At 58.8% G+C, this 22335-nt stretch carries 15 protein-coding genes; 3 read left to right on the top strand and 12 right to left on the bottom strand.

All coding sequences use genetic code 11. The annotated features are described in order from the left end of the window. Window positions 1-83: 83 nt before the first annotated feature. From rsmG to BUA36_RS07225, 3 genes are all read right to left on the bottom strand, one after another. Entirely contained in the window at window positions 84-734 is a 651-nt protein-coding gene (rsmG, locus tag BUA36_RS07215; protein ID WP_072782986.1) for a 16S rRNA (guanine(527)-N(7))-methyltransferase RsmG, read from the bottom strand. Next, window positions 731-2656, bottom strand: coding sequence for a tRNA uridine-5-carboxymethylaminomethyl(34) synthesis enzyme MnmG (gene mnmG / locus BUA36_RS07220; protein WP_072782988.1), 1926 nt, complete (start codon window positions 2654-2656; stop codon window positions 731-733). Before mnmG ends, rsmG begins: the two co-directional genes overlap by 4 nt. Window positions 2657-2832: 176 nt before the next feature. Continuing rightward, window positions 2833-3597, bottom strand: a complete 765-nt coding sequence (locus tag BUA36_RS07225; protein ID WP_072782990.1) for a sulfite exporter TauE/SafE family protein — start codon at window positions 3595-3597, stop codon at window positions 2833-2835. Window positions 3598-3720: 123 nt separating this feature from the next. Between BUA36_RS07225 and BUA36_RS07230 the strand changes: the two genes are divergently transcribed. Next, entirely contained in the window at window positions 3721-4887 is a 1167-nt protein-coding gene (locus BUA36_RS07230) for an iron-containing alcohol dehydrogenase (RefSeq protein ID WP_072782992.1), read from the top strand. Here BUA36_RS07230 and BUA36_RS07235 read toward each other — a convergent pair. The 8 genes from BUA36_RS07235 to BUA36_RS07270 form a co-directional block, all read right to left on the bottom strand. Beyond that, window positions 4884-6947, bottom strand: a complete 2064-nt coding sequence (locus tag BUA36_RS07235; RefSeq protein WP_072782994.1) for a 3-hydroxybutyrate oligomer hydrolase family protein — start codon at window positions 6945-6947, stop codon at window positions 4884-4886. The two genes, BUA36_RS07230 and BUA36_RS07235, sit on opposite strands and share 4 nt — an antisense overlap. Window positions 6948-6954: 7 nt before the next feature. Beyond that, window positions 6955-7929 carry a branched-chain amino acid ABC transporter permease gene (locus BUA36_RS07240; protein WP_072782996.1) on the bottom strand — a complete coding sequence of 325 codons (975 nt, stop codon included), beginning with the start codon at window positions 7927-7929 and terminating at the stop codon, window positions 6955-6957. After that, entirely contained in the window at window positions 7929-8813 is an 885-nt protein-coding gene (locus BUA36_RS07245) for a branched-chain amino acid ABC transporter permease (protein WP_072782998.1), read from the bottom strand. Before BUA36_RS07245 ends, BUA36_RS07240 begins: the two co-directional genes overlap by 1 nt. A gap of 67 nt (window positions 8814-8880) precedes the next feature. Further along, the gene (locus BUA36_RS07250) at window positions 8881-10077 is read right to left on the bottom strand and encodes an ABC transporter substrate-binding protein (protein ID WP_072783000.1); all 1197 of its coding nucleotides are present in this window, start codon (window positions 10075-10077) and stop codon (window positions 8881-8883) included. A 29-nt stretch (window positions 10078-10106) separates the two neighbouring features. Continuing rightward, entirely contained in the window at window positions 10107-10814 is a 708-nt protein-coding gene (locus tag BUA36_RS07255; protein ID WP_072783002.1) for an ABC transporter ATP-binding protein, read from the bottom strand. Then, on the bottom strand, window positions 10814-11584 hold the full coding sequence (locus tag BUA36_RS07260) for an ABC transporter ATP-binding protein (RefSeq protein ID WP_072783004.1): 771 nt from the start codon (window positions 11582-11584) through the stop codon (window positions 10814-10816). Before BUA36_RS07260 ends, BUA36_RS07255 begins: the two co-directional genes overlap by 1 nt. Window positions 11585-11690: 106 nt before the next feature. Continuing rightward, window positions 11691-13301 (bottom strand): GMC family oxidoreductase, encoded by a 1611-nt coding sequence (locus BUA36_RS07265; RefSeq protein ID WP_072783006.1) that lies wholly within the window; start codon window positions 13299-13301, stop codon window positions 11691-11693. Between the two features lie 18 nt (window positions 13302-13319). Next, window positions 13320-14357, bottom strand: coding sequence for an NAD(P)H-dependent flavin oxidoreductase (locus BUA36_RS07270; protein WP_072783008.1), 1038 nt, complete (start codon window positions 14355-14357; stop codon window positions 13320-13322). Between the two features lie 347 nt (window positions 14358-14704). Between BUA36_RS07270 and BUA36_RS07280 the strand changes: the two genes are divergently transcribed. Both BUA36_RS07280 and BUA36_RS07285 read left to right on the top strand, forming a co-directional pair. Continuing rightward, window positions 14705-17455, top strand: a complete 2751-nt coding sequence (locus tag BUA36_RS07280; RefSeq protein WP_229255637.1) for a bifunctional diguanylate cyclase/phosphodiesterase — start codon at window positions 14705-14707, stop codon at window positions 17453-17455. A gap of 385 nt (window positions 17456-17840) precedes the next feature. Beyond that, complete coding sequence (locus BUA36_RS07285) at window positions 17841-18527, top strand: 5'-methylthioadenosine/adenosylhomocysteine nucleosidase (RefSeq protein WP_072783013.1); 687 nt, start codon at window positions 17841-17843, stop codon at window positions 18525-18527. A gap of 45 nt (window positions 18528-18572) precedes the next feature. Here the strand turns inward: BUA36_RS07285 and putA are convergent, their stop codons facing one another. Continuing rightward, window positions 18573-22223: a trifunctional transcriptional regulator/proline dehydrogenase/L-glutamate gamma-semialdehyde dehydrogenase gene (gene putA, locus BUA36_RS07290; RefSeq protein WP_072783015.1), complete on the bottom strand. Its 3651-nt coding sequence runs from the start codon at window positions 22221-22223 to the stop codon at window positions 18573-18575. Window positions 22224-22335: the final 112 nt, after the last annotated feature.

The following is a 22335-nucleotide window of genomic DNA, read 5'->3' on the forward strand; positions in this document are numbered from 1 at the left end:
TTGCTTTTGATTTATACGGTATAAACGATATAAACGATTTATACTATTTATATGATATAAACCATTTATACCGTATAAACCGTTTATACTGTTTCTGCCTGAATGAAAACCAGATGACGTTCCGCGTCCAGCCCCGGTACTGCCAAAGGCTCTAATTTCTGTACTTTCCATGGTGCTGGCAGCCGCTCCCGCTCCTCTGCTGGCGCCGTGCCTTTCAAGGCGATGTATTGTCCGCCCTCTGCCAGCAGGTGCCCTGACCAGTTGACGAAGTCCGACAGGTCCGCGAATGCCCTGGAGGTGATGACATCGAATTTCGTCTTCACTTCCAGCTCCTGCACCTTCTTGGTGTACACCGTGACGTTGCTCAGCCCCAGCTCTGCCTTCACCTGGTTGAGGAAGGCAGTCTTCTTATGCACCGTGTCGATCATCGACACTTTCATGTCCGGACGGCTGATAGCCAGCACCATACCCGGCAGCCCGCCCCCTGCCCCCACGTCCAGCACGTTTGTCGCATCCTTGAATGCGGACACGGCTGTCAGCGAGTCCAGCAGATGCAGCTTCACCATTTCCATGGGATCGCGCACCGAGGTCAGGTTGTACACCGCATTCCATTTGTTCAGCAGGGCCAGGTAGTCCAGCAGCTGTTCTACCTGCATCTCGTTCAATGCCAATTGCAGCTGATTGATACCTTGCTTCAAAACTTCCGCGACTGCGTTGCGGTCAAACACCTTCATGCTGCCTCATCTTTCTGTACGAATCCACCGAAACCGGCCTTTTTCAGGTGCACCAGCAGCAGCGAAATCGCCGCTGGCGTGACGCCCGAAATACGCGATGCCTGGCCCAGCGTTTCAGGACGCTGCGCGTGCAACTTCTGACGCACTTCCACCGACAGCGCGGTGATGTCCAGATAGTTGTAGTTCTCCGGCAGTTTCAGGTTTTCGTAGTGCTCGTGGCGCTCCACTTCGCGCGTCTGGCGGTCGATATAGCCCGAATATTTGAGCTGGATTTCGATTTGTTCCTTCACCGCTGGGTCAGTCTCGCCAGGGCCGGCCAGCTCGCGGCCATCTGCACCTTTCAGCGTCATGAGCTTGTCGTACTCGACACCTGGACGGCGCAGCAGATCGGCCAGCGAATACTCGCGCTCAATCGCCTGGCCAATCACACGCTCGGATTCAGCCGCTTCCAGGATGCGTGGATGCACCCACGTGGAACGCAGGCGCTCCAGCTCCTTCGCCACGGACTCGCGCTTGCGGTCGAAGGCTTCCCACTGCGCGTCGCCAATCACGCCCAGCTTGCGGCCGATTTCGGTCAGACGCATATCGGCATTGTCTTCGCGCAGGCTCAGACGGTACTCGGCGCGGCTGGTGAACATGCGGTATGGCTCCATCACGCCCTGCGTGACGAGGTCATCCACCATCACGCCCAGATACGCTTCCGAACGCGCTGGCGTCCAGGCTTCCTTACCCTGGGTTTGCAGCGCGGCGTTGACGCCGGCCAGCAGACCTTGTGCCGCCGCTTCTTCGTAACCGGTGGTGCCATTGATCTGGCCAGCAAAGAACAGACCGTTGATGGCCTTGGTTTCGAGCGAGGCCTTGAGGCCGCGCGGGTCGAAATAATCGTATTCAATGGCGTAGCCAGGACGCAGGATGTGGGCGTTTTCCAGGCCTTTCATCGACCGCACCAGCGCGATCTGGACGTCGAATGGCAGGCTGGTGGAGATGCCGTTTGGATAGAATTCGTGGGTCGTCAGGCCCTCCGGCTCCAGGAAAATCTGGTGCGATTCCTTGGACGAGAAGCGGTGAATCTTGTCCTCGATCGATGGGCAATAGCGCGGGCCGACGCCTTCGATCACGCCGGTGTACATCGGGCTACGGTCGAGGCCACCTCGGATAATGTCGTGGGTTTGCTGGTTGGTGTGGGTGATCCAGCATGGCATCTGCTCAGGGTGCATGGCCGTATTGCCCATCACCGAGAACACTGGCACCGGCTCCAGATCGCCCGGTTGCTCGGTCATTTGCGTGAAGTCAATGCTGCGGCCATCGATGCGTGGCGGCGTGCCGGTCTTGAGGCGGCCTTGCGGCAGCTTCAGTTCTTTCAGGCGCGCGGACAGCGAGACAGCTGGCGGATCACCGGCACGGCCACCCGAGTAGTTGTTCAGACCGACGTGGATTTTCCCGTCAAGGAAAGTACCGGCGGTCAGCACCACCGCAGGCGCCAGGAACTTCAGGCCGATCTGGGTGACTGCGCCAACCACGCGGTCGCCCTCCACCATCAGGTCATCCACAGCCTGCTGGAACAGCCACAGGTTGGGCTGGTTTTCCAGGCGCGAACGGATCGCGGCCTTGTACAGGATACGGTCGGCCTGGGCGCGGGTCGCGCGCACGGCAGGGCCTTTGGAGGAATTCAGGATGCGGAACTGAATGCCGGATTCGTCGGTGGCGATCGCCATGGCGCCGCCCAGCGCATCGACTTCCTTGACCAGATGGCCTTTGCCGATACCGCCGATGGAGGGATTGCACGACATCTGCCCCAGCGTCTCAATGTTGTGAGTGAGCAGCAGGGTCTTCTGTCCCATGCGGGCAGAAGCGAGGGCAGCTTCGGTGCCGGCGTGACCACCGCCGACAACGATGACGTCGAATTTCGTAGGGAATAGCATGTGTGGAATAGTTAAAGCGAAGGGATCAAGGTCAAATTATAGAGTTTTTTTGGTGCTGCGACTTTTTTAGGCAAAAATATTCTTGTTTTGTTCCACGTGAAACAATGCAAAAGGGACACCGAAGTGTCCCTTTAAAGTGCTTTTCGCTAGTCAATTTTGTTCCACGTGAAACAGTATCACCATCGCAACCATGCATCGTAGCCGGTCTTGACGATGAGCACGGACACCACCACCAGGAACAATTTCCGCACGAAGCCGCTGCCATGCTTCATCGCCATGCGCGAGCCGATCAGCGAACCGGCGATCTGGCACACGGCCATGGTCAGGCCCAGCTGCCAGATCAGGTGGCCGCTGTAGCCGAACCACACCAGTGCGGCAAAGTTGCACGCCACGTTGACCACCTTGGCTACCGCCGACGCGCCGAGGAAATCAAAGCCAAAGATGCGGACGAACAGGAACACCAGGAAGCTGCCCGTGCCTGGGCCGAAGAAGCCGTCATAGAAACCAATGCTGGCACCGGTCACCAGCGCCAGCGACTGCTCCCTGGCGCCCGAGTGGATGGGCGCATGCACGCTGCCGAAATCCTTCCTGGCAAAGGTGTAGATCGCCACCACCAACAGCACCAGCGGCAGGACGATCCGCATGAAGTCGGCCGATACCTTGGTCACGGTGTACGCACCAAGGAAGGCAAACACCAGCGCCGCCATGGCGGCCGGCGTGGCCACGGACCAGGCGATTGCCACACGGCGTGCATAGCTGACCGCCGCCACACTGGTGCCAAAGATGCTGGCCAGTTTGTTGGTGCCGATCAGCGTGGCCGGCGCCATGTTGGGGAAGACCGTGAACATGGTCGGCAGCTGTATCAGCCCGCCTCCCCCAACCACCGCGTCGACCAGACCCGCGCCAAACGCGGCGACACCTAACACCAGAAAATCCACCATGACCGCGACATCCCTTACGTGCAAAGGCTCTATTGTACGGAAGAAATCTCTGCGGCTTGATGCGTATGCGGCATGGCTTGGGGTAAGCTAAGCGCTGAAATCCACCACTGAACGGATGCCGTCATGACCGATTTCCCTGCCTTTAGTTTCAGCACCGTGCCCCATATCGTCTCCGAATCTGGTGCCGCCGGGCGGTTGGGCGAGCACATCGCCCAGCGCTTTCCGGACGCCCGGCGCGCCCTGCTCGTCACCGATCCTGGCTTCCTGCGCACGGGACTGGTAGATGCTCCCGCAGCGAGCTTGCGTAGTGCAGGATTGATGGTGGAAGTTTATGCACAGGTAATGGCTGACCCGCCCGAGGCCGTGGTGCTGGAAGCGGTGACGGCGGCCCGAAAATTTCGTTGCGACATCGTGATCGGTCTCGGTGGTGGCAGTTCGATGGATGTGGCCAAGCTGATCGCGGTGCTGGCAAACAGCGAGCAGCCCATCAGCACCATTTACGGCATCGGCAATGTGAGGGGGAGCCGGCTGCCGCTGGTGCAGATTCCCACCACCGCGGGCACCGGCTCTGAAGTGACCAACATCGCCATCGTGACGACCGGCGCTACCACAAAGATGGGCGTGGTCGCGCCACAACTCTATGCCGATTTGGCATTGCTGGACGCGGAACTCACACTGGGCCTGCCGTCCGCCGTCACCGCCGCCACCGGGATCGATGCCATGGTGCATGCGATCGAAGCCTATACCAGCAAGCATAAAAAGAATCCGCTGTCCGACCAGTTGGCGCGCCAGGCGCTGGCCCTGCTGTCCGCCAACTTGATTCCGGTGTGTGAGAATGGCCGCAATCTGGCTGCGCGCCAGAGCATGCTGCTGGGCGCGCTACTTGCCGGGCAGGCGTTTTCGAATGCGCCGGTGGCAGCCGTGCATGCGCTGGCCTATCCGATCGGCGGAATATTTCACGTGCCACACGGACTGTCAAATTCGCTGGTATTGCCGCACGTGCTGCGCTTCAACGCCACCGAGGCGGCGCCGCTATATGCCGAGTTGGCGGAGATTGTCGTGCCAGCGGCCAGCGGCAGCCTCGAAGCCAGGGCAGAGGCGCTGGCTGTTGCGATGCAACAAATCGCTACGGTCACGGGAATAGAGCGGACGCTACAACAGGTGGGCATCCAGGCAAGCGATCTGGACCGGTTGGCCGACGAGGCCATGCTGCAAACCCGCTTGCTGGGGAATAACCCCCGCACCGTCACCCGGACAGATGCGAGGGCGATTTACGCGGCAGCGCTTTAGTCCGGTACGGAAACCGTGGTGCCGCTGATGGTGATGGCGTTGCCGCCGGTCGGCATGGTGGCGATAGGCGGCACATTGGCCACCGTGATCGGCGTCGAGTTGTCGGCCCGCGTCACCGTCCGCACCACTTGCGATGGCGGCATCGGCGTGGCTGACGCCCGCAGATTGGCCAGCATCGCATCCAGCGCGCGGAACAGATACACATGCAATGGCACCACATTGGCCGGCAGTACATTGGTGAAGGAATCAAAGTGATTGGCATTGGTCACCTCGATATAGCGCAGTTTGCTGTTGCTGCCCTCCGCCATCGCATTCAGCCCCAGGTACGCACGTGAAGCAAAGTTGACCGGAATCAGGGTATCGCTACGACCCTGCACGATGATGGCCGGCTTGCCCTTCAGGTTGCCGGTTGCCGCCACCTCCGCCATGCCCGAACGCACGCGGGTGCTTTGCGCCGCCAGCGTGCCGGACAATGCTGCCCCGGTCACCGCATCCACACCCGTCGCCAGTGAACGCAGGCACAGGAAACCATCGAGCGACTGGTCCTGCGCCGCCGTGCTCGGCGAGACGCCAAAGTTATAGGCCTTGGCGCCACCCATCGAATTCTCATACACCACGCTGCCGATAATGCCGTTCTGTGCAGCAAAGCTCGACACTTTCTGTGCGCCTGTCAAAGCCAGCGGTACGCCATTCACATCGGTCTGGGCAAATGTGAAACCGCATACCTTGTCCGTCACAGAAAATTTGCCGTACGCGTAGGCATAGGTGACCGCGACCAGGATGTTGGTGCCGGCGTGGGCCGCCTGCAGCACGTCCGAATCGGCCAGCCAGCCGTAGGATTTCAGGCGCGCCTTGGCGTCGTTCTGCTGCGACGCCAGATCGCCGCCATTCAGCAGGCCTTTGGCCACCAGCGATGCGCAACGTCCCGGCGCGGCAGCGGTGGCGGCGATGCAGGGTTGATACAGCGCGGCATAGGTCGAGTAATCAAACAGTGCCTTGCCCTGCCCCGTTGCCACGCCCGCGCCCTGCCGGATGGTGTAGCCGGTGGCGGTCTTGGGCTGGATCTGCGGCTCGGTCGCGGCCACGCCGGAGATCAGGCCCTTGGTATCCTGCTCCGCCGCCAGCAAGGCCGAACCGGCGCCGTTGGAAATGCTGGAAGCAATCGTAATCGTGTTCTTGGGTGTGAACATCACCACGTGGCTCTTGTTGTCCTTGGCCAGCGTGCCGTACTTTTCGTTGAGCACGTAGTAGGCAAACTCGACTGCCTGCAGCGTGAACTTGCCCCAGTCTTTTTCCGGGTTCTGCTGCGAGTGCGCGTGCTTGAAGGCGACGCGTGCGGGCGATGAAGACGCAAATGCAGCGCGGTCCGCATCGCTCAGCACCGGCGCAAAGATGGCGTTCTTGCCGGCGGCCGAACGCCCCGCGCGCAAGCCGGTTTGCAGATTCACGCTGTCATCGTCAAACGTGTACAGGCCGGTGCCGCTGCCCTTGTCGCTATAGGCCACCGCGCAATTGTTCTTCAAGCCCCATTCGCCAGCGCTGCCGATGGCGCCGTAGATGCCGCGCGAGCCGCTCGACGTGCCCGTGACGATGCAGGGATTTTTCACGTCGAATCCAACCGGAACCTGGACCATCAGCGTAACGTTCTGGTTGCCGCTGCCGTCGTCGCTGTAGGCGATGTATTCCGTGCCGCCTATCCTACCCTCGCCCGTGCCCACGCCACCTTTGGCGTCGACGTTGGGGCCATACAGCGTACCGTAACCGCTGTTGGCGGAGATATCCAGCACCGCGCGGTAGTTGGCGTAGATCGCGTTACGGCGCAGTTCCGCCGCCGTCGGATTGTTGGCATCGACATAGGTCGGCGTGGCGCCGGCCAGGCCGCTCCTGCCCAGGCCAGCCGTCAGCAGGTCGTCAATCACGCCGTCATAGGTCTTATTGCTGATATCGCCGAGGTAGCTCGGCTTGACGTTTAAAATTTCAGCGTCATCCTTATGCTCGTTTGAGCCACAGGCGGTGACGATGATGCTGGCCAGCGCCAGCACAATGGTTTTGATTTGCATACACTCCTCACACTGTTTTCTTTTTTCCGGACAAGGCAATGAACTCGCCGATGATGCCGCGCCGGAACAACAGCACACAAATAATGAAGATCAGGCCAACCACCATGTTGACCGCTTCGCCGATGGTGTTAAACCACTCAATGCCGGTGATCCGGGCCAGCAAGCTGCCCCAGTCGCCCAGCTTGTTTTCCAGTGCGATGATGATGATGGCGCCCAACATCGGCCCCGCCAGCGTGCCCATGCCGCCTACCAGCGTCATCAGGATGACCAGGCCGGACATGGTCCAGTGCACGTCGGTCAGCGTTTCAAAGCCCAGCACCAGCGTCTTGCTGGCGCCTGCCAATCCCGCCAGCGCGGCCGACAGCACAAAGGCCAGCAGCTTGTATTTGTCGACGTCGTAGCCCAGCGATATAGCGCGCGGCTCGTTTTCCTTGATCGCTTTGAGCACCTGGCCAAACGGCGAATGCACGGTACGCACAATCAGCGCGAAAGCCAGCGCGCAGATGCCGAGGATGACGAAGTACAGCGTGGTGTCATTGGCCAGATCGACCATGCCCAGGAATTTTCCACGTGGAACGCCTTGCAGCCCATCCTCGCCGCCGGTGAACTCCCCTGCCCGCAGCGCGCCGAAGTACACCATCTGCGCCAGCGCCAGCGTAATCATCGAAAAATAAATGCCCTGGCGGCGTATCGCCAGCGCGCCCATCACCAGGCCGATCGCGGCGCCGGCCGCCACGCCGGCCAGCAGACCCAGCTCCATCGGCCAGCCCCAGTTCTTGATTGCATTGCCGGCGACGTAACCAGCCATGCCAAAGAACGCCGCATGGCCAAACGACAGCAAGCCGGTAAATCCGATCAGCAGATTGAACGCGCATGCAAACAGCGCAAAGCACAGCAGCTTGGACAGGAACACCGGATAGCCGACAAACGGCGCCGCCACAGCGATGGCAAAGGCAATGAGATAGCCGATTTTCTTGTCCATTATTTTTCCTTGCCAAACAGGCCGGCCGGACGCAGCAGCAGCACCACGACCATCACCAGAAACACCACCGTCGATGAAAACTCCGGGTAGAACACCTTGGTCAATCCTTCGATCACGCCCAGTCCGAGGCCGGTCAGGATGGAGCCCATGATCGACCCCATGCCGCCTATCACCACAACGGCGAATACGACGATAATCAGGTTCTGCCCCATCAGGGGCTGCACCTGGATGATGGGGGCCGCCAGAACGCCTGCAAAGCCCGCCAAAGCGACGCCGAAGCCATAGGTCAGCGTCACCATCAGCGGCACGTTGATGCCGAAGGCTTCCACCAGCTTGGGATTCTCGGTACCGGCGCGCAGGTAGGCGCCCAGTTTGGTCTTCTCGATCACGAACCAGGTGGACAGGCAGACCACCAGCGACGCCACCACCACCCAGGCGCGGTAATTCGGCATCACCATGAAGCCGAGGTCGGTCGCGCCAGCCAGTGCCTCGGGCACCTGGAACGGCTGGCCGGAGACGCCGTAGAACGAGCGGAACACGCCTTCCACCAGCAACGTGATGCCAAACGTCAGCAGCAGGCCGTACAGGTGGTCCAGCTTGTACAGATGGCGCAGCATGGTCTTCTCGATGAGGACGCCAAACACGCCGACCAGCAGCGGCGCCAGAACCAGCATGAGCCAGTAGCTGAGGCCGAGGTACTCAATGCCCATCCACGCCAGGAACGCGCCCATCATGTACAGCGCGCCGTGGGAAAAGTTGATCACATTGAGCAGGCCGAAGATCACCGCCAGGCCGAGCGACAGCATTGCGTAGAACGAGCCGTTGACCAAACCCAGCAGCAGCTGGCTCAGCATCGCGGGCAAAGGAACGCCGAAGATTTCCATGGGAATCCACAATCTTTCGTATCAGGGATAGGCAGACGCGGTCGCGTCTGCCTGTGCGCAACTCAGCTTATTTCCACAAGCTGCACTTGGTCTCTGCCTTGGTGGCGTAGGCCTGGTCGCCCGGGATGGTGGCGACTACTTTGTAGTAATCCCATGGGTACTTCGATTCCGATGGCTTCTTCACTTCCATCAGGTACATATCGTGCACCATGCGGCCGTCCGGACGGATCACGCCATTCTTGGCGAAGATATCGTTGATCTTGTTGGCCTTCAGGTAAGCCATGACCTTGTCGAAATCGTCGGTGCCCACGGCCTTGACCGCTTTCAGGTAATTGCCGGCCGCAGAGAAATCGGCCGCCTGCAGCATCGATGGCTCCTTCTTCATTTTTTCAAAGTAGCGCTTCGACCAGGCCCGGGTTTCCGGATTGGCGTCCCAGTACCAGCCATCGGTCAGATACATGCCCTGGGTCAGGTTCAAGCCCAGCGAGTGCACATCGTTGATGAAGATCAGCAGCCCGGCCAGCTTCATCTTCTTGGTGATGCCAAACTCGTTGGCCGCCTTGATCGAGTTGATCGCATCGCCGCCCGCATTGGCCAGGCCCAGGATCTGCGCGCCCGACGACTGCGCCTGCAGCAGGAAGGACGAGAAATCGGACGCCGACAGCGGGTGCTTGACCGAGCCCAACACCTTGCCGCCGGCCGATTTCACCAGCTCGGCCGTATCCTTTTCCAACGACTGGCCGAAGGCGTAGTCGGCGGTCATGAAATACCAGCTCTTGCCGCCCTGCTTCACGATGGCGCCGCCGGTGCCACGGGCCAGCGCGATGGTGTCGTAACCGTAGTGCACGGTGTAGGGCGTGCACTCTTCATTGGTCAGGCGGGCCGAGCCGGCGCCAATCGAAATGAAGATTTTTTTCTTCTCGGCCGCCACCTTGGCCATGGCCAGATTGGCGCCCGAGTTGGTGCCGCCGATCAGCATGTCAACGCCCTGCTGGTCGAACCATTCGCGCGCCTTGGAGGCGGCGATATCGGCCTTGTTCTGGTGGTCGGCGGAAATGAATTCGATCTTCTTGCCGTTGATGTTGCCGCCGGCATCAGCGATCGCCATTTTCACGGCCTCGGCGCCGCCAGCGCCATCGATGTCTGTGTACAAGCCGGACATGTCGGTAATCATGCCGATCTTGATGGTGTCTCCGGAAAACTGCGCTTGAGCGGAGAAGGATGCGCAAGCAGCTACTGCAAGGGTGATGGCTTTGATTTTCATTGTTCGTCTCCCTACCAAGGTTATCGTTCTCAAACTCCCAATAGCTCGGTCAATACCGGCATCTTGGCGCTCAACTCAGATGCAACAAAAGTCTCTACGATCTGACCGTGTTCCATCACATAAAACCGGTCCGCCAGCGGCGCGGCAAACCGGAAATTCTGTTCCACCATGACGATGGTGTAGCCCTTGGATTTGAGCGTGGTAATCATGCGCGCCAGACCCTGCACAATCACCGGCGCCAGACCTTCCGAAATTTCATCCAGCAACAGCAGGCGCGCGCCCGTGCGCAGGATGCGGGCGACAGCCAGCATCTGCTGCTCGCCGCCGGACAGGCGTGTGCCCTGGCTGTGTTTACGCTCCTCCAGATTCGGGAACATCGCGTAGATTTCCGCCACCGACATGCCCTGGTCCGCGCCATTCAGATGCGGCGGCAGCATCAGGTTTTCTTCGGTCGACAGCGACGAAAAAATGCCGCGCTCTTCCGGGCAGTAACCGATGCCGAGGTGAGCGATGCGGTGCGTCGGCAAGCCGATTGCCTCTTCACCGTTGACCTTGATCGAGCCTTTGCGTGCGCCGGTCAGACCCATGATGGCGCGCAGCGTGGTGGTGCGGCCGGCGCCATTGCGGCCCAGCAGCGTCACCACTTCGCCCGGCTGCACCGTCATGTTGACGTTGTGCAGAATGTGCGACTCGCCGTACCACGCTTGCAGATTCGAGATTTCCAGAGCGGCCGCCATCAATGGGCTCCTTCCAGCACGCTGGCTTCCGTGCCCATATAGGCTTCCATCACCTGGGAATTGGTCGAGACCTCGGCGTACGAGCCTTCGGCCAGCATGGCGCCGCGCTGCAGCACGGAGATCTTGTCGCAGATGCCGGACACCACTTTCATATTGTGTTCGACCATCAGGATGGTGCGGCCGGCCGAGACTTTTTTGATGAGTTCAGTGACACGGTGAACATCCTCGTGGCCCATGCCCTGGGTCGGCTCATCGAGCAGCATCAGCTCCGGCTCCATCGCCAGGGTGGTGGCGATTTCCAGCGCGCGCTTGCGGCCGTAAGGCATATCGACGGTGATGGTGTCGGCAAACTCGGTCAGATCGACTTCGGCCAGCAGTTGCATGGCGCGGTCGTTGAGCTGGTTCAGCGCGCGTTCGCTTTGCCAGAAAAAGAAACTGGTGCCGAGCTGGCGCTGCAAGCCTATGCGGACATTCTGCAGCACCGTCAGGTGCGGAAAGACGGCAGAAATCTGAAAGGAACGGATCACGCCCATGCGCGCGATCTGCGCCGGGCGGGCGGGGGTGATGTCTTTGCCGTTGAACAGAATCTGGCCCGAGGTCGGCACCAGAAACTTCGTGAGCAAATTAAAACATGTGGTTTTACCGGCGCCGTTCGGGCCGATCAGCGCGTGGATGTGGCCGCGCTGTACTCTGAGATTGACGTCGTTGACCGCGGTGAAGCCCTTAAATTCCTTGGTCAAGTGCTTTGTTTCCAAGATAACGTCGGACATCCTGTCTCCTTGTTATTCTTTTCAAAGTATAAATTTTTTTTAGATCATACACAGTAACAAATTCGCTAACAATACAGTATAACTACGGTTAAATTTTGATCTATGCCTATACGGAACGGATTAATTGCGCAGCCTTTTCGGCAATCATGATGGTCGGCGAATTGGTGTTTCCCGAGGTGATGAAGGGCATGACGGAGGCGTCCACCACGCGTAATCCAGCCACGCCTTTCACGCGCAACTGCGCGTCAACCACGGCGCTGGCGTCCTCCACACGCCCCATTTTGCAGGTGCCGACAGGATGGAAAATTGTGGTGCCGATGCTACCGGCCGCCGCCGCCAGTTCTTCCTCGGTACGGTAATGCGCGCCAGGCTTGTATTCTTCAGGACTGTATTTTTGCAGCGCCGGCGCCGCCACGATTTTGCGCGTCAGCGTCAGCGCTTCGGCAGCCACTTTGCGGTCTGCGGGCGTGCTTAAGTACATTGGTGAAATTTTTGGCGGCGCATAAGGATCGGCGCTGGCAATCCGCACGTGGCCGCGCGAGGTCGGACGCAGATTGCACACGCTGGCCGTAAACGCAGGAAAGGCGTGCAAAGGATCGCCAAACTTTTCCAGCGACAGCGGCTGTACGTGATATTGCAGATTCGGCATCTGTTCGCCCGGATTGGAACGCGCAAACGCGCCCAGCTGCGAAGGCGCCATCGACATCGGCCCGCTCTGGAACATCGCATACTCGAGGCCGATGCGTAATTTGCCGAACCAGTTGGACGCCATCGTATTCAAGGTACGCGCGCTTGGATGCAGCTTGTAGACCATGCGCAATTGCAAATGGTCTTGCAGGTTTTCGCCGACGCCAGGCAGGTCGACGACAGGCGTGATGCCAAGCTCGTACAACCGCGCCGCATGGCCAATACCGGAGCATTGCAAAATGTGCGGACTGCCAACCGCACCTGCTGCCAGCAGGGTTTCTTTGCGCGCGGTGGCGATAAATTGCGTGCCGCCGCCAGTGAAAATCACGCCTTTGCAAACGCCCTCTTCAATCTGCAAACGTTCCACGTGACACCCGGTCATGATGGTCAGATTAGGCCGGCGCGCAGCCGGTTTTAAAAATGCCTTGGCCGTATTCCAGCGGATGCCGCGCTTTTGATTCACCTCGAAATAACCACAGCCGGCATTATCGCCGCAGTTGAAATCATCCACTTTTTGGATGCCGGTCTGCTCAGCGGCATCGCGGAAGGCGTCCAGTATCTGCCAGGACAAGCGCTGTTTTTCAACCCGCCATAAACCATCAGCGCCGTGAAATTCGGAAGCGCCACCGTGATAGTCCTCGCTCTTTTTGAACAACGGCAGCACCGACTCCCAGCGCCAGCTATCGTCGCCGGTGAGTTCGGCCCAACGGTCGTAGTCGCCGGACTGTCCACGCATGTAAATCATGCCGTTGATGGAGGAGCTGCCGCCCAGCACCTTGCCGCGCGGATAAAGCAGGCTGCGGCCGCCGAGGCCAGGATCCGCTTCGGTACGGAACTTCCAGTCGGTTCGGGGATTGTCGATGCAATGCAGATAGCCGACGGGAATGTGTATCCACACGTAGTCGTCACGTCCGCCTGCTTCGATGAGCAGGACTTCCTTGTCCTGGTCGGCACTGAGCCGGTTTGCCAACACGCAGCCAGCCGAGCCTGCGCCTATGATGATGTAATCGTAGCTGCCTGCTGATTCCAACAATGGTCTCCTTCAAGTCTACGCTGCGCTGATCTCCGCCAGCAAAGTCTCCACCAGTTTCGCCGCCGCCATGGGCCGCGCGCGCGCCACGCCTGTGCCACACCAAAGCGACATCAGTTCCGTCTCGCCACGCTTGATGGCTTCCGCACGAATAGATGACGTTAATGCATTTTGAATAGGATATAACGGCAGTTGGCGTTCTTTTGACGACATTTCCTGCATAAAGCGATTTTCCAGACCGCGTGCATAACGGCCAGAAAAAGTACGGGTCAACCGGGTCGGATGGTTGCCGGCGGTCAGCAGCCGCTGCTTGTACGGGGCATTGATAGACGATTCGTCGGTGACCAAAAATGCCGTACCCATCTGCACTGCTTGCGCGCCGCCGTTCAAAGCGCGCTTGATATCCGCGCCATCCATGATGCCGCCAGCGGCAATCACAGAAATATCCACCGCCGCCACGACAGCTGGCAGTAATTCAAACGTGGTCAGTTTGGCGTCTTTCTGTGCGCCGATGAAGGTACCGCGGTGTCCGCCCGCCTCCGTGCCGGAAGCAATCACTGCATCAGCCCCTCGGCTTTCCCAGGCCAGCGCTTCATCGGCATGCGTAATCGTGCCAATCACAAAAATGCCGGCCTCGTGCAAACGGCGGATCTGTTCCACGCTGAGGATGCCAAAAGTAAAACTGGCCACGGCCGGACGCAGCTCGATCAGCGTTTCAAACTGCGCGGAGAAATCTTCGCACCACTTGGCTGGCGTCGGCAATTCCGTCCAGCCCAGCGAAGACCAGACCGGTTTCAGCCATTCCTTGGCCTGCTCCACTTCAGCGGCGGACGGTTTTGGCGTGTCCTGAACGAAAAAATTCAGGCAAAACGGCTTGTCGGTAAGGGCACGAATCTGGCTGGTTTGCTCACGTATGACATCCGGCGACAACAAAGAACACGCCAGGCAACCCAGCGCACCAGTATTGGACACCGCAGCAACTTGCGCCGGCGTATTAAAACCCCCGGCCGTCGGTCCCTGGATGATGGGATGCGGAAAAACAGACGCTAAAGTCATCGATTCTCCCTTGTTTGAGCTGTGGATAACGCTATGGATATCCACAGGTGCCAAATGTGAGTAAACAAAAAACTTTTGGGGAGGTCATTTTTTATCCCAAAACAGTTCTTCGTTCATACAGGGTTTACGCGCCGTCTTATGCAGCCCGTAAACGCCTGATTCTAATTCAAAATGCCCACTTATCCACAGAAAAGTGTCGATGTTAACAACTATCACTATTCTTATATCTACATCTTTAGAGTAAACCATAAACCCAAAAACCACAGGCTCCAGCGCCTGGAAGCTCGTTCCTCGCTGAAACCACGATATACTGCATTGCCAAACAAACAGCCTCAGCCGGAGCCGTTTTGTCTTCATCAAACAAAAAACCCCGGTCGCCTGCATATCTGCGGTTTCGGCGACGTTTGATCACCGGCCTTTTTTTGATGGCATCCCTCGCCATTGCCGTCGTTGTCAGTCAATTCCATGCTTCCTACGTAGAACGCAAACTTGCCGTCCGGTCTCAGACCGAGCACTACGTCAAGGCCATGGAAGCGCATGTGATTTACTCGATTCAATCCGTGGACTTGTCGTTGATTGGTTTTGCCAACGCCATCAAAGTGCTGCCGGCCAGGCAAAGCCGGTCACCGGACACCATGTCGGACCTGCTGTCTTCACGCGGTTCGAATTTCAACGGCGATTACTGGATTTCCTTCATCGATCCAAAAGGCAATGCCGTCGCCTCTTCCACTGGCGCCAACATTCTTGGTACCTCGTATGCCGATCGCGATTACTTCCAGGCCCACGTCAACAATTCCATCAAAGGCAAACTCTTCATTGGAGAGCCTGCCATGGGAAAAAACAGCAAAAAACGGCTGTTTTTTCTGAGTCGCCGTGTGGAGACGGCCAAAGGCGAGTTTCTGGGGGTTGTGGTTGCCCCCATCAATGTCGACCGCTACGTCAAGGTGTTTGAAAATTCGCGTTTTACTTCGGATGTCTCGATCACGCTGGTTCATGGTGGCGGCAAAGTCATCGCCCGCGTACCCAACTTTGAACAGGCATTTGCGCGCGATCTCGGTCCCACTGCCTTATTCGACAATGTCCGCAATGCCAGTTCCGGCACCTACAAAACCGTCAGCATCATCGACGGGTTGACGCGGATTTTCAGCTACCGTGTCATCGATGAGCTGCCGCTTATCATCGTGGTTGGCAGCAATGACAGCGAATCGACACGTTTATTGCAGCAAAATTACCTGACCGCCGGTGGCGGATTGGCGGTGTTGCTGCTGTTGATGGCTGGCGCCGGTCATTTTTTCCTTCGCACCTACAGCAAACAGGAAGAGCGCGAACATCGCTACCGCACCTTGTACAACGCCAGCCGTGAAATGGAACAGCAGTTGCTGGCCAACGAAGAAGAGCGCAAGAAAAACGAAGAATCCATGAAGCTGGCCACGCTGCTGTTCCAGAATAGCGGCGAGTGCATGATGGTGACCGACGCTGCCGGGCAAATCCTGACTGTGAATCCGGCGTTTTCCGTACTCAGTGGCTACACGGAAAAAGAACTGGTGGGCCATCGCGCCTACGAACTTGCTTCCGGTCGCAACGATCAGGAATTTTTCGACCGCATCTTCGAATGCGTCACCCGCAGCGGCCACTGGAAGGGCGAATTGTGGCAACGAAGCAAGCATGGCGAGGAATACCTGGTCTCGATGGTGATCAACACCGTCTACGATGAGCAGGCCAATCCGTTCCGCTATGTCGCTTTGCTCAGCGATATCACCAAAAAGAAGGCATCCGAAGAGCTGATCTGGCGCCAGGCCAACTTCGATGCGCTCACCGGACTGCCTAACCGGCGCATGTTCCACGAGCATTTACGCCAGGAGATGAAAAAAACTGACCGTTCGCACCTGCCGATGGCGCTGGTGTTTGTCGATCTGGACTACTTCAAGGAAATCAATGACACGCTTGGCCACGACAAGGGCGATTTATTGCTCAAAGAAGTGGCAGCCCGGCTATCCAGTTGCGTGCGCAGCACCGATACCGTGGCCCGTTTAGGCGGCGATGAATTTACCGTCATCCTCAGCGAGCTACGCAATGCCAGCGACGTGGTGAGAACAGCGCAGGAAATCCTCAAGAAAATGAGCACGCCGTTCGATCTGGGCGAGAACGTTGCCCAAATTTCGAGCAGCATTGGCATCACCCTGTATCCCGAAGACGCTGCGGATGCGGAAACTTTAATCAAAAACGCCGACCAGGCCATGTACGCGGCCAAGCAGCAGGGCCGCAACCGCTTCAATTATTTCGCCCCCTTCATGCAGGAAGCCACCCATGTGCGGATGAACCTGGTCAGTGAATTACGCGAAGCCGTCGCCCGCGACCAGTTGCGCATCCTGTACCAGCCGATTATCGCGCTGGCCAGTGGCGCCATTGTGAAAGCGGAGGCACTGGTGCGCTGGCAACATCCGGTGCGCGGACTGCTGAATCCGGCCGAATTCATTACCGTGGCGGAAAGCAGCGGCATGATAATCGGCATCGGCGACTGGGTTTTCCGCCAGGCGGCGCGGGAAGCGCAGAAATTACAGGCGATCAGCACGCCGGCATTCCAGGTCAGCGTGAACAAATCGGCCTGGCAATTCCGCGATGACGGCAGCAACTATCAGGAATGGCTGGATTTTCTGCAGGAACTCCAGCTCAACCCCAACAGCATCATCATCGAGGTCACTGAAAACCTGCTGTTGGAGACGGCCAGCAACAATTCCGACCGCACACTGGCCTTCCAGCATGCCCACATGCAGATTTCGCTCGATGATTTTGGTTCCGGTCATTGCTCGATCGCGTTTTTAAAGCGATTTGATGTGGACTATCTCAAAATCGACCCGGTTTTTGTCTCCAATCTCATCGAAGGTGGCGATGGACTGCTGATTTGTGAGGCAATTATTGCGATGGCACACAAGTTAGGCATCAAAGTGATCGCCGAAGGCATCGAAACACCGCAACAGCTGGCCATTCTGACGGCTGCCGGCTGCGATTTCGGCCAGGGATACCTGCTTTCAAAGCCCATTTCAGGCGAAGAATTGGAAAAACAACTACAAAAACAGTGTGCCCCTGTGTATAAGTGACTGGATATCCACAGGATGAGATGTGACCAAGCATTACTTTGATCACAGGCACTTATTTTATCCAGAAATTGTTCCTGAACTGATACAGCGTTTATGCAGCAGGTTGTTTACGCTGTAAACAAATGATTTGTAAACGTATACATGACTTATCCACAGCTCTTTGCACGTTTACTATTACCACTATGTTTATATAGAACTCTTGTAAACAACTAAAAGCGCGAATTCTGTGGAATCCTGCGAAGCGCAGGTGGAATAGGACGTCTGTTCGTCATCTGAAAGCCATCCACACAACAAAAAACGCCTTAAAATTCACTTTTTTTCGCTACGCGTTGTGGAAAAGGCGTTGCTTAACCACAGGCTGCATCACCAAAATTGAAGGAAAAGTATGCGTTTAGGCATCATCAGCGCGTTGGCTGAAGAACAGCAGGGGCTGATAGAGGCCCTTCAGAGCCCCGCCAGGCACTTTCACGGCATGCGTGAGTACACGGCCGGGAAACTCTGGGAAATCGACGCTGTGTGCGTTTTATCGCGTATAGGTAAGGTTGCCGCTGCCATGACAGCGACCACCCTTGTGGAAAAATTCGGAGTTACCCACATCATTTTTACCGGCGTCGCCGGAAGTGGGGATAAAAACGTCCAGGTTGGGGACATGGTGGTCGCGGAATCGCTGATACAGCACGACTTTGATGCCAGTCCGCTGTTTCCGCAGTTTGAAATCCCGCTGACCGGCCTTTCAAGCTTCGCGACAGACGTGGCGCTGACCGACAGACTGGCTGCCGCAGCGGCGCCCATTGCGCGTGTACACCGTGGACTGATCGCCAGTGGTGATCAATTTATCGGCAAACTGACGCAGATTCTGGCCCTGAAAACCGCTTTGCCCGATGTTTTGGCCGTGGAAATGGAAGGCGCAGCGGTGGCGCAAGTGTGTTTTGAGCTGGGAATACCGTTTGCGGTCATCAGAACCATTTCGGACAACGCCAACGACGATGCTGCCGTCGATTTCATGCATTTCATCAAAACCGTGGCCTCGCGCTACGCTTTTGCTGTGATCGAGAACTTCTGCAAAGCATAAAAAAAGGCCGGGACTAGCCCGGCCTAAGGTGCAACAGGTATTTTTTTACGCTTGCAGCGTCATCAGGCTGGCATTGCCGCCGGCTGCGGTCGTATTCACGCACAGGGCGCGCTCAGCGAGCAAACGCCACAGTGGGATGGCCCCATCCTCATTGGTGCCGATCAGGCCCACCAGCGCGCCGCTACGGGCTGCCAGAGAGGCATGCAGGCTTCCCGCCAGCATCGATTCCACCAAGGCGATCTGGAATTCGCAGTTTTCCAGGCTGGAAACGGTCCGAATGCGGTCTTTTACCGCTGCCGGCAGGTCGTTTGGCAGCAATGTCGCCGTTGCGCCGGTCACGATGACGAGGTTGCCAGTCGCCAGCGTGGCGGCGATCTGGTTCAGCAGGCCATCCAGCGTGCCGGCCGCACACACAATCGCCCCACGGGATACCAGCGCCAGCGTGTTGCGCTCGCCGGTCGGGCCTGGCAAGGTGGTCAGGCTGCCCAGCAGCGTCGAACGGCTGTATTGCTCGGCCAGGCCGGCGACACGCTCGTGGCCATGCATTTTCGACCAGACCACCAGTGCATCCAGTGCCGGCGTCGCCTGACGTTGGTGCGCTGGTGCAGTGACGGCGCCGCGTTGCAGACGTTTCAGGTACAGCGGACCACCGGCTTTCGGGCCAGTGCCGGATTTGCCTTCGCCGCCGAACGGCTGCACGCCAACCACCGCGCCAACGATGTTGCGGTTGACGTAGATGTTGCCGACATGCGCGCGTTCGGTGATGAAATCGATGGTTTCATCGATGCGCGAGTGCACGCCCAGGGTCAGGCCAAAGCCGCTGGCGTTGATTTGCTCCACCACTTTCGGCAGTTCGGCACGCTTGTAGCGGATCACGTGCATGACCGGGCCAAACACTTCCTGCGTCAGCTCGGCCAGCGAGCGGATTTCCAGCACCGTCGGCGGCACGAAGGTGCCGGCGCTGGTCACGCTGGCCGGCAGATCCAGCGAGAAGTAGTCCACCGCCGTGGCTTTCAGCTTGTTGATGTGGCCCAGCAGGTTTTGCTGCGCTTCAGCATCGATCACCGGGCCGATATCGGTGACCAGGCGGTCTGGCGAGCCCACGTTCAGCTCCAGCATTGCGCCTTTCAGCATTTTGATGGTCTTGTCGGCGATATCTTCCTGCAGGAACAGCACGCGCAGCGCCGAACAGCGCTGGCCGGCGCTGTCGAAGGCCGACGAAATTGCATCCTGCACCACTTGTTCCGGCAGCGCCGACGAATCGACGATCATGGCGTTCTGACCGCCGGTTTCAGCGATCAGCGGAATGTCGGCGTTTTCCGCCACGGCGCGCTTGGCCAGCGTACGGTTGATGAGCTGCGCGACTTCGGTCGAACCAGTGAAGATCACGCCTTTGACGCGGCTGTCCGAGGTCAGCGCAGCGCCCACCACTTCGCCGCGGCCCGGCAGGAATTGCAGCGCGGCGCGCGGAACGCCCGCTTCATGCAGCAGCTCGACCGCGCGGTGGGCGATCAGCGGGGTTTGCTCGGCCGGCTTGGCCAGCACCACGTTGCCGGCGGCCAGCGACGCCGCCACCTGGCCGGTAAAGATCGCCAGCGGGAAGTTCCAAGGGCTGATGCAGGTCACGGGACCCAGCGCCAGCGTGTTGGTGGCGCCGCCCACTTCCGCGGCGTAGTAGCGCAGGAAGTCGACTGCTTCGCGCAGTTCGGCAATGGCGTTCGGCAGCGATTTGCCCGCTTCGCGGATCGCCAGCGTCATCAGTTCCATGGCGTTGCTTTCGAACAGATCGGCGGCCTTGGTCAGTGCGGCTGCGCGCACCGACGGTTCGGTGGTTTGCCAGTCCATGGCGAAGCTGCTGGCGCTGGTCAGCGCGGTTTCGACGTCGGTGGCGCTGGCTTCCACCAGTTTGCCGACAACGTCGCTGCGTTGCGCCGGATTGGTGACGTCCAACACTGGCTGACCGGCGCTCAGGCCGCCCGCCAGCAGTGGCGCTGCATGCCAGGTGCGCGGCGTGGCCAGCGCGGCCGCAATCTCGCGCAGCACGTTTTCATTAGCCAAATCGAAACCGGCCGAGTTCTTGCGCTCGGCGCCAAACATGTCCAGCGGCAGCGCGATGCCGCCATGTGGTTTGCCGCCGAGCTCGCGCGCGGTGGCAACCGGATCTTTCAGCAGCGATTCGATCGGAATGGCTTCATCGACGATCTGGTTCACGAACGATGAGTTGGCGCCGTTTTCCAGCAGGCGGCGCACCAGGTAGGCCAGCAGCGTTTCGTGGGTACCGACCGGCGCATAAATACGGCAGGCCTTGCCCAGATTGTCCTTGCCGACGACCTGGTCGTACAGCGATTCGCCCATGCCGTGCAGGCACTGGAATTCGTAGTCGCTGACGCCGTCGCGCTTGGCCCAGGTGTAAATCGTCGACAGGGTTTGCGCGTTGTGGGTGGCAAATTGTGGATAGATCAGGCCTTGTGCACCGAGCAGTTTTTGCGCGCACACCAGGTAGGACACATCGGTGTAGACCTTGCGCGTGTAGACCGGGTAGCCGCTCATGCCGTCCACCTGGGCGCGCTTGATTTCCGCATCCCAGTAAGCGCCCTTGACCAGACGCACCATGAATTTGCGGCCGCTGCGCTTGGCCAGGTCGATCAGATAATCGATCACGAACGGGCAGCGTTTCTGGTAAGCCTGCACCACGAAGCCGATGCCCTCGAAACCGGCCAGCTCAGGATCGGCGGCCAGCGCCTCCATCAGATCCAGCGACAGTTCCAGCCGGTCGGCCTCTTCCGCATCGATATTCAGGCCGATATTGTATTGCTTGGCCAGCAGCACCAGCGAGCGCACGCGCGGCAGCAGCTCCTGCATCACGCGCGCGTGCTGGGCACGGCTGTAGCGTGGGTGCAGCGCCGACAGTTTCACCGAAATACCCGGGCCGTCCTTGATGCCGCGGCCATTCGAGGCCTTGCCGATCGCATGGATCGCGGTTTCGTAGGAAGCGTAGTAGTTTTTGGCATCCGCTTCAGTCAGCGCTGCTTCGCCCAGCATGTCGTAGGAATAGCGGTAGCCGCGCGCCTCGTTGGCCTGGCCGTTTTTGATCGCTTCATCGATGGTCTGGCCGGTCACGAACTGGTTGCCCAGCATACGCATCGCCAGGTCCACGCCTTTGCGGATCAGCGGCTCGCCGCCTTTGGAAATCAGCTTGGTCAGCGCCGAGCCCAGGCCCGCCTCGCTGTTGGTCGATACCAGCTTGCCGGTGATCAGCAGGCCCCAGGTGGCGGCGTTCACAAACAGCGATGGCGATTCGCCCAGGTGCTTGCGCCAGTCGCCTTTGCTGATTTTGTCGGCAATCAGGCGATCGGCCGTGGCATTGTCGGGAATACGCAACAGTGCTTCCGCCAGACACATCAATGCCACACCCTCATCCGACGACAGCGAAAACTCGTGCATCAGGGCATCCACACCGGATGCGCGGGTACGCTGCGCGCGCACCTGGCTGACCAGTTTATAGGCCAGTTGCCCGGCCTGATCGATGCTGCTGTCGTCATGGTTTTTCAGCTGGTCGAGCAGCCACAGCACGGCGCTGACTTCGTTCTTGCGGTAGGCCGCCGTCACTGCTGCGCGCAGGGGAATCGGGTCACGCAGGACTTCCGCCTGGAGCGCGGCGAACGGGGTAAAACCGGTGATGGTTGCTGCTTGCATTGAGAACTTTCAGAGAGAAATTTTGGAGCCGGCCCACCTACAAAAACACGCCCGGTCAGCATGGCTGGCGAGGCGTGGAATGAGGTGAACTGCTAATGATTCGATTGTAGTG

The organism is Duganella sacchari (assembly GCF_900143065.1).
GTDB lineage: Bacteria > Pseudomonadota > Gammaproteobacteria > Burkholderiales > Burkholderiaceae_D > Rugamonas > Rugamonas sacchari.

Bases quoted from the DNA above. Each gene is read 5' to 3' on its own strand.
- rsmG (WP_072782986.1), bottom strand. From the start codon at position 734: ATGAAGGTGTTTGACCGCAACGCAGTCGCGGAAGTTTTGAAGCAAGGT.
- mnmG (WP_072782988.1), bottom strand. From the start codon at position 2,656: ATGCTATTCCCTACGAAATTCGACGTCATCGTTGTCGGCGGTGGTCAC.
- BUA36_RS07225 (WP_072782990.1), bottom strand. From the start codon at position 3,597: ATGGTGGATTTTCTGGTGTTAGGTGTCGCCGCGTTTGGCGCGGGTCTG.
- BUA36_RS07230 (WP_072782992.1), top strand. From the start codon at position 3,721: ATGACCGATTTCCCTGCCTTTAGTTTCAGCACCGTGCCCCATATCGTC.
- BUA36_RS07235 (WP_072782994.1), bottom strand. From the start codon at position 6,947: ATGCAAATCAAAACCATTGTGCTGGCGCTGGCCAGCATCATCGTCACC.
- BUA36_RS07240 (WP_072782996.1), bottom strand. From the start codon at position 7,929: ATGGACAAGAAAATCGGCTATCTCATTGCCTTTGCCATCGCTGTGGCG.
- BUA36_RS07245 (WP_072782998.1), bottom strand. From the start codon at position 8,813: ATGGAAATCTTCGGCGTTCCTTTGCCCGCGATGCTGAGCCAGCTGCTG.
- BUA36_RS07250 (WP_072783000.1), bottom strand. From the start codon at position 10,077: ATGAAAATCAAAGCCATCACCCTTGCAGTAGCTGCTTGCGCATCCTTC.
- BUA36_RS07255 (WP_072783002.1), bottom strand. From the start codon at position 10,814: ATGGCGGCCGCTCTGGAAATCTCGAATCTGCAAGCGTGGTACGGCGAG.
- BUA36_RS07260 (WP_072783004.1), bottom strand. From the start codon at position 11,584: ATGTCCGACGTTATCTTGGAAACAAAGCACTTGACCAAGGAATTTAAG.
- BUA36_RS07270 (WP_072783008.1), bottom strand. From the start codon at position 14,357: ATGACTTTAGCGTCTGTTTTTCCGCATCCCATCATCCAGGGACCGACG.
- BUA36_RS07285 (WP_072783013.1), top strand. From the start codon at position 17,841: ATGCGTTTAGGCATCATCAGCGCGTTGGCTGAAGAACAGCAGGGGCTG.
- putA (WP_072783015.1), bottom strand. From the start codon at position 22,223: ATGCAAGCAGCAACCATCACCGGTTTTACCCCGTTCGCCGCGCTCCAG.